The 16,102-nt window shown below is 51.6% G+C and carries 16 protein-coding genes and 1 rRNA gene; 7 read left to right on the top strand and 10 right to left on the bottom strand.

The window, feature by feature from the left end:
- The 3 genes from PUT07_RS30355 to PUT07_RS30345 form a co-directional block, all read right to left on the bottom strand.
- Nucleotides 1-115 (bottom strand): 16S ribosomal RNA (locus PUT07_RS30355); the annotation flags it as partial.
- Between the two features lie 406 nt (nucleotides 116-521).
- Nucleotides 522-818 carry a hypothetical protein gene (locus PUT07_RS30350; RefSeq protein ID WP_274472523.1) on the bottom strand — a complete coding sequence of 99 codons (297 nt, stop codon included), beginning with the start codon at nucleotides 816-818 and terminating at the stop codon, nucleotides 522-524.
- Nucleotides 819-991: 173 nt separating this feature from the next.
- A complete protein-coding gene (locus PUT07_RS30345) occupies nucleotides 992-2,206 on the bottom strand; it encodes an S-layer homology domain-containing protein (protein ID WP_274472522.1) in 1,215 nt (404 codons plus the stop codon).
- A gap of 217 nt (nucleotides 2,207-2,423) precedes the next feature.
- Between PUT07_RS30345 and PUT07_RS30340 the strand changes: the two genes are divergently transcribed.
- The 4 genes from PUT07_RS30340 (at nucleotide 2,424) to PUT07_RS30325 (ending at nucleotide 7,033) form a co-directional block, all read left to right on the top strand.
- On the top strand, nucleotides 2,424-4,082 hold the full coding sequence (locus PUT07_RS30340) for an FAD-dependent oxidoreductase (RefSeq protein WP_274472521.1): 1,659 nt from the start codon (nucleotides 2,424-2,426) through the stop codon (nucleotides 4,080-4,082).
- A gap of 155 nt (nucleotides 4,083-4,237) precedes the next feature.
- Nucleotides 4,238-5,014 carry a DeoR/GlpR family DNA-binding transcription regulator gene (locus PUT07_RS30335; RefSeq protein WP_274472520.1) on the top strand — a complete coding sequence of 259 codons (777 nt, stop codon included), beginning with the start codon at nucleotides 4,238-4,240 and terminating at the stop codon, nucleotides 5,012-5,014.
- The gene (locus PUT07_RS30330) at nucleotides 5,007-5,828 is read left to right on the top strand and encodes an HAD family hydrolase (RefSeq protein WP_274472519.1); all 822 of its coding nucleotides are present in this window, start codon (nucleotides 5,007-5,009) and stop codon (nucleotides 5,826-5,828) included. The genes PUT07_RS30335 and PUT07_RS30330 overlap by 8 nt, the downstream gene beginning before the upstream one ends.
- Entirely contained in the window at nucleotides 5,828-7,033 is a 1,206-nt protein-coding gene (locus PUT07_RS30325) for an MFS transporter (protein ID WP_274472518.1), read from the top strand. Before PUT07_RS30330 ends, PUT07_RS30325 begins: the two co-directional genes overlap by 1 nt.
- 294 nt (nucleotides 7,034-7,327) lie before the next feature.
- On the opposite strand, the gene PUT07_RS30320 is transcribed toward PUT07_RS30325, so the two are convergent.
- From PUT07_RS30320 to PUT07_RS30305, 4 genes are all read right to left on the bottom strand, one after another.
- The gene (locus PUT07_RS30320) at nucleotides 7,328-7,873 is read right to left on the bottom strand and encodes a hypothetical protein (RefSeq protein WP_274472517.1); all 546 of its coding nucleotides are present in this window, start codon (nucleotides 7,871-7,873) and stop codon (nucleotides 7,328-7,330) included.
- A gap of 54 nt (nucleotides 7,874-7,927) precedes the next feature.
- Nucleotides 7,928-9,361 (bottom strand): DEAD/DEAH box helicase, encoded by a 1,434-nt coding sequence (locus PUT07_RS30315; protein ID WP_274472516.1) that lies wholly within the window; start codon nucleotides 9,359-9,361, stop codon nucleotides 7,928-7,930.
- A gap of 120 nt (nucleotides 9,362-9,481) precedes the next feature.
- The gene (locus PUT07_RS30310; protein WP_274472515.1) at nucleotides 9,482-10,039 is read right to left on the bottom strand and encodes an RNA polymerase sigma factor; all 558 of its coding nucleotides are present in this window, start codon (nucleotides 10,037-10,039) and stop codon (nucleotides 9,482-9,484) included.
- A 141-nt stretch (nucleotides 10,040-10,180) separates the two neighbouring features.
- Nucleotides 10,181-10,987, bottom strand: a complete 807-nt coding sequence (locus PUT07_RS30305; protein ID WP_274472514.1) for an alpha/beta hydrolase family protein — start codon at nucleotides 10,985-10,987, stop codon at nucleotides 10,181-10,183.
- An 83-nt stretch (nucleotides 10,988-11,070) separates the two neighbouring features.
- Here PUT07_RS30305 and PUT07_RS30300 point away from each other — a divergent pair, with 83 nt between their 5' ends.
- Complete coding sequence (locus PUT07_RS30300; protein ID WP_274472513.1) at nucleotides 11,071-11,328, top strand: DUF2573 family protein; 258 nt, start codon at nucleotides 11,071-11,073, stop codon at nucleotides 11,326-11,328.
- A gap of 48 nt (nucleotides 11,329-11,376) precedes the next feature.
- On the opposite strand, the gene PUT07_RS30295 is transcribed toward PUT07_RS30300, so the two are convergent.
- Complete coding sequence (locus PUT07_RS30295) at nucleotides 11,377-12,153, bottom strand: SDR family NAD(P)-dependent oxidoreductase (RefSeq protein ID WP_274472512.1); 777 nt, start codon at nucleotides 12,151-12,153, stop codon at nucleotides 11,377-11,379.
- Between the two features lie 89 nt (nucleotides 12,154-12,242).
- On the bottom strand, nucleotides 12,243-12,701 hold the full coding sequence (locus tag PUT07_RS30290) for a chemotaxis protein CheX (RefSeq protein WP_274472511.1): 459 nt from the start codon (nucleotides 12,699-12,701) through the stop codon (nucleotides 12,243-12,245).
- 285 nt (nucleotides 12,702-12,986) lie between these two features.
- On the opposite strand from PUT07_RS30290, the gene PUT07_RS30285 reads away from it, so the two are divergent.
- Both PUT07_RS30285 and PUT07_RS30280 read left to right on the top strand, forming a co-directional pair.
- A complete protein-coding gene (locus tag PUT07_RS30285) occupies nucleotides 12,987-14,678 on the top strand; it encodes a PAS domain-containing sensor histidine kinase (RefSeq protein ID WP_274472510.1) in 1,692 nt (563 codons plus the stop codon).
- The gene (locus PUT07_RS30280; RefSeq protein WP_274472509.1) at nucleotides 14,678-15,472 is read left to right on the top strand and encodes a TIGR01457 family HAD-type hydrolase; all 795 of its coding nucleotides are present in this window, start codon (nucleotides 14,678-14,680) and stop codon (nucleotides 15,470-15,472) included. The genes PUT07_RS30285 and PUT07_RS30280 overlap by 1 nt, the downstream gene beginning before the upstream one ends.
- Before the next feature lie 58 nt (nucleotides 15,473-15,530).
- Here PUT07_RS30280 and PUT07_RS30275 read toward each other — a convergent pair whose 3' ends face one another.
- On the bottom strand, nucleotides 15,531-16,100 hold the full coding sequence (locus PUT07_RS30275; protein WP_274472508.1) for a PadR family transcriptional regulator: 570 nt from the start codon (nucleotides 16,098-16,100) through the stop codon (nucleotides 15,531-15,533).
- Between the last annotated feature and the right edge of the window lie 2 nt (nucleotides 16,101-16,102).

Here is a 16,102-nt window from a genome sequence, read left to right as displayed (position 1 = left end):
TTACCTACGTGTTACTCACCCGTCCGCCGCTAAGCACCGAAGTGCTCCGCTCGACTTGCATGTATTAGGCACGCCGCCAGCGTTCGTCCTGAGCCAGGATCAAACTCTCCATAATAGTTGAACGATTACTCGCTCATTTATTGAAAGCTGAATAGCTCAATTGACTTGCTAGCGAGATTGTTAATCTCATTGTTTGAACGATTGCTCGTTCATGTTTACTCACTCGTTGTTCAGTTTTCAAAGATCAATGTCTTTCGTTCACCACCGCGTTGATGTAACAGCGAGGCGGTAAGAAGTAATATACCACATCTCATCCATCCATTGCAAGTGCTTTTTACTAAGCAATTTCCGGCGGAAGTTCATATTACCACACGTTACTTATCGAATGCAAGTCACTTCATTTTTCCAAGTGATTGCCGTTCAAAGCAACGAGGTATAATGTACCACGCTCAGAAGCCAATTACAACCCCTTGGGAAATGTTCCGCAATTACAACTGTTTCGAATGTTCTTGCAGCGTTCTTTAATGAACGGAATTCGCCCCGTTACGATTAAGCACTTCTTCCACGAGTTCCTGCTCGAAACGCTCCTTCAAGGAATCATTGCTTGGAGCGATCGATAAACTGATCTCCTTAAACTGGCGGATCAAGCTCTGGATCTTGTCCATATCGCCGTCCTCGGCATAGTGTGACGTTTGCTCAATCACGTGATAGGCAATAGCTTGATAAGCATCCGTGAAGCTCTGATCCATATCCGCGGAGCCCCGGTAGTCGGCATAATACCGTTTAAATGTCTCCATTAATGTTTCGTCCGTAGTCATGACAATCCCACTCCTTTCAAGATAAAAAACAGTTTCCCTCAACGAACCGCAGAATATACAACTGTTACATCCTTTAGGAATAAGCCTGTGCAAACACAACAGGCCCCCTGCTGCAATAGCAAGGAGCCTGCCGTGTGTATTCACCTTTTTCTACCTCTACAAAAATCTCTATATTATTTTACATCAATGGAAGTTACAACTTGGTTTTCGCCTTTAAGCTCAACCACATGGCCTTGTGTAAACCCGCCAAGGTTACCTGTCAAAGTCACGTTAGCTGCAACGTTATAAACGGTTGTTTGGCTGACGCCATTGATATTTTGCGTGATGGAGATCGACGTAATTTTGCCTGCGGAATCAACTGTCGTGCTGTTCAAAGTTCCAACAACATCGAAGGACGTATTCGCTGCCGCGGATTTCGTTACTTCAACGAATACTACAAGGTTGTTGTATTGGCGAACTTTCACTTCATCGCCCGGTTGGATAGCGGAAGCGGCAACTTTCACACCGTCACGCAGAATGAACGCATCTTGGTGAAGCACATAGTTTGTTGTAACGCCTGCTTTCGTTACAGAAAGCACGTTGTTGTAAACTGCTGTGTTCACAGTGCCTGTGATAGAGCTTTGGTCGTCAGGCATTTGCTCGCCGGTACGATCCAAGAGAGCTGCCAATTGAGCGCGAGTTACATTTTGGTTCGGACGGAACGTGTTGTCTTCGAACCCGTCAACAAGACCTTTCTCAATCGCAACAGCTACATAACCTACAGAGCCTGCAGGAATTTGCTTCGCATCTTTGAATGTCAATTGCGTGTTCATTTTCGCTTTTGCTTCGGACTCAAGCTTCAGTGCTTTCACCAAAAGCGTTGTTGCCCATAGGCGGTCAGCTTCTTTGTTCGGTTGAACGGAATCGTCACTCTCCGTGAAGAGGTCGTTTTCAAGCGCTACGGCAACGTATCCTACTGCCCAAGCAGGGATTTTGTCCGCATCTTTGAAGTTTAATTTGGTAGCCATTTCCGTTGCGGATTCCGCTTGTTCACGCAGACCCATCAATCTGACAGCAGCTGTAATCGCTTCAATACGGGATACGGATTTGTCCGGCTTGAACGTACCGTCCTCATACCCTTCGAATACGCGCTTGGATGCCAAGCTAGCTATGTAACGCATTGCCCATTGAGCACCTTTGAGGTCGTCAAAGTTAATGCGGATTTGAATGTTGCCGCTTACGTTACCGTTATTGTTTTTACCATTATTATAAGAGCTGTTATAGCTGTTATTGCCTTTGCCGTGGTTCTCATGGTCGTTTCCTTTAGCAAATGCTGCGGAAGCGCCCCCCATTACCATCGTCAATACAAGTCCTGTTGCTACTGTTTTTTTCAATAGATTCTTTTTCATATCAAGTTCCCTCTCCCTTATTCATATGGTTGGTATAAATAATGTGGAGCCTTCGCGAAGGGTTCCTGGTTATGCTACAACAATTCGCCCCCGGAGATTTGTTTAGGGGGGTCGTGCTGGAAAACTTTTAAGATGATGCAAATGGAAAGTCTATTAAATACCCTATGAAACTGCTAAACTAAACGGTATACAAGACTACCGCCAAAGGAGTTCACATATGCGTTTACGTAATCCCAGAGTCCAGCTTGTCATTGCTTTAGCCGTTGTATTGATTGCTCTATTGGTGTTCTCGTACAGCAAGATCGGTATGAAGCAAACAGCCCATGTGGAACCCACCGCAGTCACGTCGCCTGCCGTCATGCATCAGGCTACTCTGCCGCCCGGCGATTCCCCTCCCGCTCCTGTGACAGAAATGAAGAATGAGAATGCAATGACATATCCGACCGAGCAATTGGACGTCGTTGTTATCGGCAGTGAACTGGAAGGGCTTTACTTGGCCCGGGCGGCGGCGGATGAGGGCTTGAAGGTCAAAGTGCTGGATCCCCACCAAGCTTTCGGCGGCCAAATCCTGCAGAGCCAGATGCTGTTCCTGGATGAAACGCGCGACGAACAGGGTCATCTCTTGGTCCAAGGCCGGGCCAAGGAGCTGTTCGATGGCTTCCGCAACGCCAAGATCCGCAAACTGCCGGAGTTCACTGCTTATATGAATAAACTCAGCAAGGACATTCCGGTCGAGTCCGGCATCGTCATTAATGAGATCGAGCAAATCGACACCCCGGATCATATGCACAAAGTCGCTTCTATGGTATATACGAACAATGAGAATAAGAAGAAGAAAATCCAAGCCGCCTACTGGGTCGACAACAGTGATTTCGCCGCGCTCATCTCCCGTTTGGATGCGAAGAGATTGCCTGGCCTCGAGAAGTTTTACGGACAAAAGGATATCGAGTACATGAGCGCAGGCATGATGATGAAGTTCAAGCATGTCGATTGGAATAAATTCAATACGACCTTCAATGCCCTGAAACCCGAAGAGAAATCCAAACAATTCGGCGGCGGCAGCGTCAACGACAGCTTCGCCATCGGGCTGAGCGGAATGACCAAAGCCTATCACCCGTCGAATGACCGTGTATTCCTGCGAGGCTTGAATGCCGTGAACCAGCGGGACGGTGAGGTTCTGATCAACGCGCTGCTCGTCTATACGGTCGATCCTTCCAAGCCCGAATCCATTCAAGAGGCGGTCAAGCTGGGCAATAAGGAAACGGGCCTCATCCTTGGCCACTTCCGCAAAACGCTCCCTGGCTGGGAGCACGCGGAGCTCGGCGAACTGCCGACTTATCCGTACGTGAGGGAATATAATCATTACGAGATGGATTATGTATTGAAGCCGTCCGATCTTCTGTCGGGAGCGATGTTCTGGGACAATGTCAGCATCGGCGGCTATCCGCTTGATTTGCAGGGCACGAGCGCGAATAAATGGGGCATCGAGATGGGCCGTCCTGATAAATACGGCATGCCGCTGCGCAGCTTTCTGCTCAAAAACTATGAGAACGTCATCGCTGCCGGCAAAAATGTAGGCTCCTCCGCCATAGCCTACGGCAGCACAAGAATTCAACCGAATACGAGTCTGGCTGCTGAATCGATCGGCGTCATCCTGGGACAAATTCACGGCAAGAAAAAGCTGCGTGAAATTAATCCGGAAGAAATGAACGTGCTGCATACATATTTGGCAGACCGCTATCATATTAAGCTCACAGGCGTAACCGGCAGAAATAAAATCAGCGGATGGAACGAGGAAGAAATCCGAAAGCTCGATACCGGAGAAATTACGTATCCGAGTTATGTAAAAACCCGCAAAAAAACCACTGCAAAATAATCGATAACCGCACATTCCCTGAGGGGCGTGTGCGGCTTTTTTGTCTTCATTGAATCTTTACGAAATTAGTGTTGAAAAAGAAGTTATGCACGCATATAATAAGCAATATACTTAATATCACTTAAGTTTACTTAAGTAAAGGAAGTGTAAATGGCTTGTTCCAAGAAGAAAGACTCATATCCATTCTGGATTACTTAAAAACGAATAAGCGTATTACCGTGGATTTAATCTGTGAACTGTACGACGTTTCGCGGGATACGGCGAGACGCGACATGGTGAAGCTGGAGGAGCAGGGCCGGATCGTTCGCACCCGCGGAGGCGCCATTCTCCCAACCCTCTCCAAAGAAGTGGGAAATTATGAGCAGCGGCTGCAAGCCGAATCCACCTCCAAGCTGACCATCGGCAAAACAGCCGCACAGCTCATTCAGGACGGCGATTACATCATGATGGATGCTTCTACAACCGTTCTTCATGCAGCGGGTGCCCTTACATCCAAGCATAATGTCGTGGTCACAAGCTCCATCGAAATCGCCGCTATCCTGACCCGCAAGGAAGAAACGACGATTCACATTCTTGGTGGTGTTCTAGACAATAAGCACCATAGCGTTTATGGAGCTAAGGCGATCGAAATGCTGAACGATTACCATGTCGACAAGCTGTTGATCGGAACTTGCGGTATTACCGAAGACGGACTGTCCGCCCCCAACGAAGAAGATAGCTACTTGGTGCGCGCCATGATGCAGCATGCCGACCAAGTGATAGTTTTGGCGGATCACTCCAAGTTCGGCAAACGGTTGTTCCACCGCGTCGTCGGCTTTGAGAATATCGACATTCTCGTAACCGATCAAGCTTTGAGCCCGGAGATCAGAGAAAAACTGCTTGCTTGTGAAGTAGAAATCGTATTGGCAGAAGGAGAGAATTCACATGATTAAACTAATTGTTAGCGATTTGGACGGCACCTTACTCGATCACAGCAAAAAGGTCACCTCACGCGAGCAGGCCGCACTGAAGAAAGCCAAGGAAGCCGGGATGACCCTTTGCCTTGCATCGGGACGGATGAACGTCGAAATGCAGCAAGTATTGGAGGAAATCGGACATCGCGCATTCTCGGTGTCGCAGAACGGGGCTTTCATCCATCTGGAGGACGGAACCTTCCTTCAATCCCAGCTGTTTCAACCCGAATTAGCTCATGAAATCTATCAATTGCTGAAAGAGTTCGACCTCGTCAAGCTCGTCTGTTCGGGTGAAGCGAATTATATCACGCATTTGACACCTGCTTCGGATGATGTGCAATCGCGAACATTCCGGCCTTTTATTATTAAAGATGATATCGAGCATGCCTTGAAGGATGATTTCCCCGTTTGTAAGTTCTCCTTATTCGGAGAGATTGGCGTTCTGCTGCAGGTGAAGGCGTTAATGGAGGAAAAGCTGGGCGATCAAGTCGAGCTGTTCATTTCCGACAAAGATTGCTTGGACATCATGCCGCTGCAAGTATCCAAAGGCAGCTCGCTGCTTGTGCTCATGGCCCAATTAGGCCTGCAAGCTGAGGAGATCGCCTGTATCGGCGACTCTTTCAACGATGTCTCGATGTTCGGCATCACGCCTCACAGCTTCGCCATGAAAGGCGCGCATCCCGATGTGAAGCTGAAGGCTAACTACCACGTCGAGTCTGTAGCCGAAGCGATCCATCATATATTTGCGTATAACGATACATTGACTGCACAACACAAAGGAAGTACACAATAATGAGAAGATTATTATTTATGGGCTGCTTGTCTTATTTATTGACGGGCTGCACGCACGTTATATTCGGCGCTGTTCTGCCTGAGCTGCTGAACCATTATGGACGGAGCTACAGTGACGGCGGCCTGCTCGTCTTCCTCGAATTCGGCGGATTTCTATTAGGCGTGCTCACCTCGCCCGCCCTTAGCCGCCGTATTAGCCGGCGCAGCACCATCATGACGGCTTTCGGGCTGCTCTTTCTGGCGATGATCGCCATCGTCATGCTGCCGCCTTGGCCGGTGGCGGTCTCCTTATCCTTCCTAGCAGGCATAGCTTTCGGACTTGTGGAATCGAGCATCTCCACCTTCGTCTTGATGGCGGCCAAGGATAAGCAGGCTTCGGCCTTCAGCAAGCTGGAAGTATTCTTCGGGCTTGGCGCGTTAATTATGCCGGTTGTCTCCAGTCTTCTGATTGCAAACGGCTTATGGAAATACGGCTTCATGCTTCTCGGCGTAAGCGCTCTGCTTACCGGCGTGATTTGGTCAAAGCTGTCCCTGGGCGAGCACGATGCCCTGCTCGCGCATAAAGCCGACCGCACGAAGCAGGAAGAGAAGCCGCCGGCGCTAACCAAGAGCTCGCTCACCTTCCTTATTCTGTTCATGCTCGTTTTCTTCATCTATGTAGGCATGGAAAATACGATCGTGAATTTCCTGCCTTCCATCTTTATCGATCAGTTGAACACTTCCAGCTCCGTATCCTCCCTTGCGGTGACAGCCTACTGGATCGCCATGGTGGCAGGCCGTCTGTTCGCCGGTGTACTTGCCGAGAAGATGACCTATTTCCGCTATCTGGCGGTCTCCTTCGGCGGCAGCTTGGTCACGGTCATCCTGTGGTTGTTCAGCTCGCAGCTGTGGAGCTCCTTCGCCGTCGTCCTCTTGCTTGGCATCTTCATGTCCGGGATGTTCGCCGTAGCCTTGATCTATGCCAATCAACTGCTGCCCGGACGCACCGAACAAACGACCAGCACGCTCATCGCAGCGGGCGGCTTGGGCGGTTCGATTCTGCCGTTGGGCGTAGGCTGGGGAATGGACAAATTCGCCGTCGGCTTATCGATTTGGTTTGTTTTGGCCGGCATGTGCATCGTATTCGGCATTGTCGTCTATTCCCGCAAGTGGAAGGTTCAAGGTGCGAAGCGGCACGATACTACGGAAGCTAGGCAGGCTGTATAAGGAATAGGGACCGTCCGTTCATTCTCCTGGCGGTCCTAAGGGGAATCTGTATGAAAAATCACATACATTTACCGCTAACTAAGGTAAATTCGATCATCCTATATGAAATTTACAATACATTCTGCTATTTGCCCGATTAGACGCAACGCCGCAACGCCGCAACGCCGCAACGCCGCCTAGAACCAGGCGCCAGGCTTCAGCCGCTGATCATATCAGCCGGAGCCAATACCTCGCGGTCACCCTATACAAAGAAGAGGAAGGACACCCTCCCGGGCTGTCCTTCCTCTTCTTTGTCTATCTTAGTGCCTTCAACTGTACGACGATCGACTTCTCCTGGAACTGCACATCCTTCACACCGATCAGCAAAGGCAAGTGCTCCTCAATCGGAATCTCGATCGGAGCAAGCTGAACCCATTCCCGCGGAATTCGCACCCCTTTGACCTGTGTCGACTGATGCTCGATGATCAGATTAGGCGGATTCCATGCGAGTGTAAACAATAGCTGAGCGCCGACCGGCACCTTGTCTTGCCAATTGACATTAAGATCCGCCACCAAGTTCGCGCCCTGCAGCGTGACTTTGGCCCCTTCGACCCGGATGCCGTTAGGCAATTCCGAATGCGCGGCCAGCTGCTGCTTCACGAGATTGTTCAAATCCTCCTCGGTGACTTGTACTTCCAGCTTCCGGTTCTTCACGATGTCTGCGACTTTGCTGCCGATCGAGATGTTTTGATAGTTCAGATCCAGATCTTCAGCAGGTTTGATGTGCCGGATAATAAATACCCCTGCGACCGATCCGACGATCAGGACCGCAACGATGAAAATGAATAATTTTTTCAGCACGTTTCACACCTCGCAGAAAGAGTGTTGAGCGGATTCCCCCCAGCGGCTGGACTCCTACTCTTTGTTCTGCTGTTTCTCCTTCAGCCAGCGGGGAGCGCCCTTGCTCTTGCGATCCCGCTCGCGCTGAGCCTTGCTCACGGCCTTGCCCGCGGCGGCCGTGCGTCCCGGCGCTGCCGGTCTAGCCGGCGCAGCGCCCGATCCCTCGCGCGCGTCCGCAGCCGCAGCGCTCGTGCGCACCGCGCCCGCTGGCGCGGCAGCCTCCCGCGAGCCGGCGAAGCCGCCGCTCGCAGGAGCTGCGCCCCGCGGGCGCGCCGCTTCGCGGCGGCTGCGCATGGCAGCCGCGCTGCGGTCGAGGGCCGGGTCGACGAGCCGGCCCTCGTACATCGCCTTCGGCGCGATCGTGATCCCGAGCTGCTTCTCGAATTTCTCGAGAATGAACTGCTCTTTCGGGGTCACGATAGAAATGGCCGTGCCTTGGCGGCCCATCCGGCCTGTCCGGCCGACGCGGTGCAGGTAATACTCCGCGTTCGTCGCCGGATCCAAATGGAACACATGCGTCACGCCTTCAATATCAAGCCCTCGCGCCGCAACATCCGTGGCCAGGAGCAGCTGAAATTTCCCGTCCCGGAAATTACCCATCACCTTGGCCCGGTCTTGTTTGCTCGCTTCTCCGTACAGTGCTTCAACGGATAATCCGACATATTGCAGCTTCGCCACCACTTCGGCAATATCGTCCGTCACATTGATGAAGACGATCGCCGATTTCGGCTTAATGAGACGTACGAGCCTGCGGAGCGTATCAATTTTCTCGCGTTCCTGGCACACGACATACAGGTGCTCGAGCGTTTCCGACGTGCGCTGGCTCGGATTGATTTTGATGATCACCGGCTCCTTCAGCCACCGGCTGGCCGCATCTTCCGTGCTCTGCGGAATCGTCGCGGAGACGAACACCTTCTGGCACGTCCTCAGCATGCCTTTCAACACCGCTTCGGCATCCTGCATGGAGCTCAGCTCGAACACCTGATCGACTTCATCGACGATGCCCAGCTTCACATGGTGCAGGGTCAGCTTTCTGATCTTCATCAGCTCAAGTAACCGCCCCGGCGTTCCAACGACGATATGAGGGTGAAGACGCAGCTTCTCGACTTGCCGGGCTACGGCCGCTCCGCCGATCAAGGATTGCGAACGGATCGGGCCGCCGGCGGTCAGCTTCTCGATCTCTTGCATAATTTGCATGCCGAGCTCCCTTGTCGGGACTATGACAACCACTTGCAGCTGCTTCTGTTCGGGATCGATGACTTCCAGAGCAGGCAGCAAATAGGCCAAGGTTTTGCCTGTACCCGTCTGGGATTGAATGATGACATCGCTGCCTCGTTTCATAACGGGAATCGCTTCCGCTTGAATCGGCGTCGGTTCGGTTACTCCCATTTCTTTCAGTTTATTTACATATGGCTCTGCGATTTGCAGCTGTTCAAAGCTTGTACTCAATGGACGAAACCCCTTTTCTGCTTGCTGATGAACCTATTATATGCCACGCCGGATGCCGTTACAAATGAGATCCTCTCTCCCTTACGCATAAGCAAAAAATAAGAGCCCCTCTGCGGACTCTTATTTCCCCGTGCCCCACTCTTCCAGCAGCCTTTGCTTGATAACATCCCGAGCCCGGAATAACCGCTGCCGAACGACTCCCTCGGTAACTCCAAGCTCTACCGCCATATCTTTGTAGGACAAGTTATGTATCCATTTCATCGCAATAATTTGCCGGTAAGAGGGACTCAGTTGATTGATATATGAAATGATCGCTTCCCTCATCAGCTTCAGCTCAACCTCCTGATCCAGCGAATTCAAATAATCGGAGGTCGGCGCCGTCTCTTTGATGCTCAACATGAAATCCGTCTCCAATTCATCGCGGTTTCGCTTATGCTTACGGAGATGGTTCAGGGTTACATTCCGGGTCAGCCTTTTGATCCAGCTTTCGTATTTATCAATCTCCTGGAGCAGCGGCGCCTTGCGCACAGCACGCAAAAAAGACTCTTGAATAATGTCTTCGACGGCAGCGTGATCCCTAAGAATAAAATGCACCATAGGATAAACAAGGAGATAAAATTCCTGGTAAATCTGCTCCTGTTCACTCTTCTCTAATATATAAAAATCACTGCTGAACAATAATCTGAGAGACTTCGAAATAACCGCCCCCTTGCCGACCAGGTAAAATCTGGACTGTAATCCTACCCCTATTTTAGGGCATAGCCAAGGAGTAAACAACAAAAAAAACGAGAAAATATGGTAAACAAATCCATCCCCAACTCAGGTTCGTTGGGTTGTTGCGCGAAGCCATGCAAATACGTCATCCAGCGCCTTTTCATCCTCTCTCCGGGGGAACCGGTGGTCAAGTCCGTTAAATAGCGCCATCGTATACGGCTTGCCGGCCTGGTCCAAGGCTCCGGCCAATTTCCTGGCGTGACTGATATCCACCTGCGTGTCGTTCGTGCCGTGAACGATATAGATGGGCAGATCGATCTCATGCGCCCAATGCGCCGGCGAGCGGTCGATGTAGGCCTGTTCCTGCTTCTTCGGGTGTCCGACCACCCGCTTCAGCATTCGCCGCAAATCCACTCGCTGCTCGTATGTGTCCAGCATATCGCTCACGCCGCTCCAGACGACTACCGCGCCGACTCCGCTGCATTCCCTTGCCGCACGCATCGCCATAACCGCCCCGCGGGAAAATCCGATCAAAGAGACCGGCCCGGGCACAACTTCCTCCAATGACTGCACGAGCGGGATCGCATGAAAGAGATCGAATCTGTCTTCACCGGCAAAATCCTCATGACCTTCGCCGCCTTCATTTCCCCGGTAATAAGGGGCGAACACGACAAATCCGCGCTTGGCCATTGAAATGATCCGGCGCTTGCGTACCATGCCGACACGCTTAATGCCGCCGCGGCAGTAAATAACGGCCGGCCATGGCCCGCCGCCTTCCGGAACGGCCAATAAACCTTTCACCTTGAGGCCTTGGCTGACATAGGTAAGTATGTATAACGATACTTGCTTCGCGAAGCAGCGAGCCGGCTCCCGGCTTAGGAGTTGGCCATCCTGCAATTGGGCAATAGACATAGTTTCCCCCCATTTTGACAGCTGTCAGATGATCATATAAACTAAAAGTGTTCTTACTATTTTCCATCCGAAGGGATGAAACTATGAATTCAGAATTTGATAAAGAGTTCAACGCCCTGGTGTTGAAAACAGCCGAGCTGATTACCGGCGACACTTCGCCTGAAATGTTGGAGAAGATCAAAATATGGGCATTTTTCAATCATGTCCACAAATCGCTGCCCGCTCTGACCTCCCACTGGAACCAGACGCATCCGGAAAGCAAAGTCGAGGTGCGCCGCATATTTGAAGAAATACGCGATCTGAACCAAGCGCTGCAAGCGAAGAAGCCCGAGCCTAAGTAGGTCGTTATAGAAAAAAGCGGAATCCCCATCGGAGGACTGGGGTCCGCTTTATTTTTTGTTCAATATTCCTGCAGCCAGACGGTCGAACATCCGCGGAAACAAATGGAACAGCTTAATGCCCACGCCCGCCACGAAAGGAAGGTTCTTCTCCGGAATTTTCTTCTGCACCGCGTGGATCAGCTCCTTCACCACTTTCTCCGGTTTCAGCATGAACCAGGATACGTTCTTCACATAATTCCCGCTCGGGTCCGCTTTATCGAAGAAAGGGGTTGAGATTGGCCCCGGGTTAATGGCGGTGACCGAGATCCCCGTTTTCATCAGCTCCTGGCGCAAGCTGTTCGTGAACCCCAACACGGCATGCTTGGTCGCCGAGTAGCCCGTCGATTTGGCCGAGCCGATCTTGCCCGCCATCGAAGCTATGTTCACAATATGCCCGCTCCCCGCTTTCAGCATATGAGGCAGCACCGCTTGCGTGCAGCGCACCGTTCCCATGTAATTGACGTTCATCATATCTTCGAAATGCTCTAATGGCGCACCGGCAAAAGCTTCGAAAATGCCGTACCCGGCATTGTTGATCAGAATATCGATGCGGCCAAACTTGGCCATCACTTGATCCACCACATCGTGCACTTGCTGCGTATTCGTCACGTCCAGCGCATACACCGCATGCTGCCCCCCGATACCGGCTGCAATGGCTTCGAGTTTATCCGTGCTGCGCGCCGTCAGAACGGGAATGGCCCCCAAAGCGGCGAACTGCTGCGCCATGACTGCGCCTATACCGCTGGAAGCTCCAGTAATCAAGACAATTTGGTTCGCTAAATTCAACGTCATGTCTCCTCGTTTCCTTGGGATTACAAAAAAATGGAGACCGCTCATGCTGGACTCCATTCCGATTACTTATATTCAATTACATATTACGTAATTAACACTTGAATGTCCAGTTCGCCAATACTATCCATAATCAATGGAATGGTCAAAGCTTTCTTCGGCACAAATCCCGCTGCCGTAGCGGATTGAACGAGCTTAGGAGGAGTGATATCGACTCTCACGCCTTGATTGAACAACATCGTACTGGCATTGCCGCTAATCATGTTGCCAAGCTCCGATATAGCGCTTTTGCCCATTTCGTCCATCTCCGTTATAACGAATCCGCCCATCATCGCGGAAACCATCTTCAATGCGACATCCTCCGCCAAACCGAATACGATATCGCCTTCCATTTGACCGGTCATCCCGATTTGGATCCAAATATACTTTTCCACAAATTTGACGTCTTTGACGCCGAGCTGCCCCGTAGTTGGGCGTATGTTAGCAACCTGCTCGATGACAATTCTAGCCGACTCCAAAAAAGGATTAATGTACTCAGCCTTCATAGCTCCGCTCCGATCTCAATTTGTGAATAAGTTCCACAGAAAAACGACCTTTTTCAACATTATACCTAAAATACTAGGACAAGTATACTGTTTTTATTCATAAAATAGTTCCTTCTACTCACATACATGCAAGGATCCTGCGTTCATACTGGAATTGTCGAGCTTTGATCTTATCGTTTTATAGGCAGGAAATGACAATATGAATCTGGAAGAATATATAAAAATGTGTCGAATCCTGATACACTAATGGAGAATATTCCCTTCAAAGGAGCGCTGAGGACTGCCATGATGAAACAGAAAACGACAACCGGGCATTGGGCGCTATCCCGGCATATACTTGTATATCATATCGTCGCTCTACTGCTTATCGGTGTGGATCTCTTCATTGTACATCAACTTTCCTTTATGACAAACTATCGTTCGATCGGAATAACCGTTGATATTGTCATATTTATCTCCATACTCGGACTAGGCTGGTATGGCATCCGAACGATCAGGCGCAAGGAAGCGGCAATTCAGGAAACTGCGGAGCGGTACCAGTCCCTATACGACAATCATCCTGATTCGATTATCGCTTTCAGCTTGGACGGCGAAGTGCTGTCGACCAACCACGGGCTCGAGAGCATGCTCGGACTGGGACAAGAGAATTCGATGCTGACGTCCTTCATTCCGATGATTTCTCCGCCGGATCTGCTCAAAGCGCTGCATCACTTCCAGGTGGCTTCGGCCGGGATGCCGCAAAATTTCGAGGCTGCTTTCCTTCATCAGAACGGATTTCCCATTCCGTCCAACGTCACCTTCGTTCCAACGATGGTCGAAGGCCAAGTCGTAGGGGTTTACGCCATTCTCAAAGACCTCACTGAAGTCAAGGAGCAGAAAAAGGTGATCGACAAGCTGTATAAGCAGAATCAGCTCATTCTCAATTCCGTATCGGAAGGCATTTATGGGATCGATATGAGCGGACGCACCATTTTCTGGAACCAGGCTGCCGAGGCCATTACCGGTTGGAAGGTCGACGAAATGCTCGGCCGGCAAATTCATAATTTGATCCGGCCGCAGAAGAGCGACGGCTCGCTGTATGCTCCTGAAGACAGCCCCGCTCTGAACACGATTCTGAACAGGGACGCTCCGGTCCTGCGGGAGGATCTGTTCTGGAGAAAGGACGGCACCCCCTTCCCTGTCGAGTACATGTCCAGCCCGATTCTGGAAGGAAAGGGCCACATTATCGGCACGGTTATTACGTTCAAAGATATTACGGAGCTGAAAAAGACCCAAGAGCTGCTAATCAAGTCAGACAAGCTTTCTGCGGTTGGCCAGCTGGCTGCCGGCGTAGCCCACGAAATCCGCAACCCGTTAACCGCTCTGAAAGGATTCTTGCAGTTATTGAAGAAGAACAACACCAAAGAGCAATATTACATCGAAATCATGCAAAGCGAACTGCAGCGCATCGAGTTTATCGTCAACGAGTTTCTGTTCGTATCCAAGCCGCAGGCAACTAATTTCGCCACAAGAACGGTGGACTCGATCGTCATGAGCACGATTGAACTCCTTCAGCCCCAAGCGCTGCTGGGAAACATCGAGATCGAAGCGGAGATTGCGCCCGGCCTTCCGCTCGTTTCCTGCGATGAGCACCAGATTAAACAGGTTTTCATTAATATCATGAAAAATGCGCTCGAATCCATGGAGCAAGGAGGCGTTATGCGCATCCAAGCCGAACCCGCCCCGACGGGCCGCAGCATCCTGATTCGGTTCATCGATCAAGGATGCGGCATCGCGCCCGAACGACTGCCGAAGCTGGGGGAACCTTTCTATAGTACGAAGGAGAAAGGAACGGGACTTGGCCTCATGGTCTGTTTCCGCATTATCGAAGCCCATGGCGGATTAATGGAGATTCGGAGCAAGCTTGATGAAGGAACGACGGTCGAAATCACGCTTCCTTCCACACAAATCAAAGACAACAAGGGAGTGTCCGCATAATGTACGGTTTTATTATTGATCTCGATGGCACGCTATACCGGGGGCATGAACCGATTCCTCATGCAGCGGCTTTCATTCAATGGCTGCAGGAGCAGCGCCTGCCGTACTTGCTGGTGACGAACAACTCGTCCCGGACACCGGAACAAGTGGCCGAACATCTGCTTCCGTTCGGCATCGAAGTGCCGGCGGCGGCGATCTACACCTCATCGCAGGCCGCCGCCAAGTACTTGTCCGAGCAGCGCGGAGGCAGCCGCGTGCATATGATCGGCGAAGCCGGGCTGCGGATCGCCCTGGAGGCGTCCGGCTTCGCCTTGAACGGGACGACGACGCCGGATTACGTCGTCCAAGGAATTGACCGCAGCTTCTCCTACGAGAAGCTGACGGAAGCGGTCCGCCACCTGAAGAATGGCGCGACCTATGTGTTAACGAACCCCGACCGGCTGCTGCCGTCGGACGGGGGCCTCATGCCAGGGGCCGGCTCCCTGGCCGCTTCGATCACCGCCGCCTCCGGCGTGGAGCCGGTGGTGATCGGGAAGCCCTCGCCGATCATCATGGCTTACGCCATCGAGCGACTCGGCCTTCCGGCCGCCGATGTCTGGGTCATCGGCGACAACGTGCACACCGACATCCGCGGAGGAGCGGTGTCGGGCTGCCGCACGGCGCTCGTGCTGACGGGCGTCGCCACGCCGGACAACGTGCACGAGCAGCTCGCGTCGGCGGGCGCGACACCGGATCTCGTGTGCAACGATTTACAGCATTTCCTCGCGCAGCTTACGGCTCTTCCCGGGAAATGATCGCCGTATAATAGAAGAGGATGTACCCGCCAAGCTAATGGCGGGTACATCCTCTTCTTCAATCCCAGTCCACTTCGGGCGGAGCGTTTCTTTCCTGCAGCCGTCCCTCGCGGGCGTCCTTCTGCAGCTGCTCCAGCCATTTCATCTCGCTGAACGCCCGCTTATACGTGCCGATCATCATTTGCAGAATGACGCGCGGTACGATGCTCCGGTGCTCTTCATACAAGCTTCTCATTTTGTTCATGAGCATTCTCTGGGCCATAATTTTATTCTCGAGAATATCGGCGATCTTCGCTTGATCCCCGTGCACGGTGAACGGCAGGGCGACATAAAGCGGATGATAGTGCTTGAAATCCTCATGCAGCTGCTCGATCAGCAGCTCTTGAAATTTGACTTTACCGGCTTCCGTTATCCGGAATACGGTTTTCTCCGGCCGGTTCGTATCCCGCACAACTTCCAGCGCTTCAACGTGGCCGTCCTTCCGCAGTTGGTCCATTGCATAATACAAAGACCCGTCCTGCAGCTTCATGTAATTGTTCATGCCTCTTTCTTTCATCGTTTGCCGAATGTCATAGGTATGCCGGTTAGCTTCCATCAGCAGTCCGAGTATGACAAGCTTCATCGACATCG

The organism is Paenibacillus sp. MAHUQ-63 (assembly GCF_028765165.1).
Taxonomy (GTDB): domain Bacteria; phylum Bacillota; class Bacilli; order Paenibacillales; family NBRC-103111; genus Paenibacillus_E.
The sequence above is the reverse complement of the archived record's forward strand: the minus strand, read 5'-3'. Positions and strand labels throughout refer to the sequence as shown.

Excerpts from the sequence above, each read along its gene's own strand:
- PUT07_RS30350 (WP_274472523.1), bottom strand. The coding sequence starts at position 818 with ATGACTACGGACGAAACATTAATGGAGACATTTAAACGGTATTATGCC.
- PUT07_RS30345 (WP_274472522.1), bottom strand. The coding sequence starts at position 2,206 with ATGAAAAAGAATCTATTGAAAAAAACAGTAGCAACAGGACTTGTATTG.
- PUT07_RS30340 (WP_274472521.1), top strand. The coding sequence starts at position 2,424 with ATGCGTTTACGTAATCCCAGAGTCCAGCTTGTCATTGCTTTAGCCGTT.
- PUT07_RS30330 (WP_274472519.1), top strand. The coding sequence starts at position 5,007 with ATGATTAAACTAATTGTTAGCGATTTGGACGGCACCTTACTCGATCAC.
- PUT07_RS30325 (WP_274472518.1), top strand. The coding sequence starts at position 5,828 with ATGAGAAGATTATTATTTATGGGCTGCTTGTCTTATTTATTGACGGGC.
- PUT07_RS30305 (WP_274472514.1), bottom strand. The coding sequence starts at position 10,987 with ATGTCTATTGCCCAATTGCAGGATGGCCAACTCCTAAGCCGGGAGCCG.
- PUT07_RS30300 (WP_274472513.1), top strand. The coding sequence starts at position 11,071 with ATGAATTCAGAATTTGATAAAGAGTTCAACGCCCTGGTGTTGAAAACA.
- PUT07_RS30290 (WP_274472511.1), bottom strand. The coding sequence starts at position 12,701 with ATGAAGGCTGAGTACATTAATCCTTTTTTGGAGTCGGCTAGAATTGTC.
- PUT07_RS30285 (WP_274472510.1), top strand. The coding sequence starts at position 12,987 with ATGATGAAACAGAAAACGACAACCGGGCATTGGGCGCTATCCCGGCAT.
- PUT07_RS30280 (WP_274472509.1), top strand. The coding sequence starts at position 14,678 with ATGTACGGTTTTATTATTGATCTCGATGGCACGCTATACCGGGGGCAT.
- PUT07_RS30275 (WP_274472508.1), bottom strand. The coding sequence starts at position 16,100 with ATGTCGATGAAGCTTGTCATACTCGGACTGCTGATGGAAGCTAACCGG.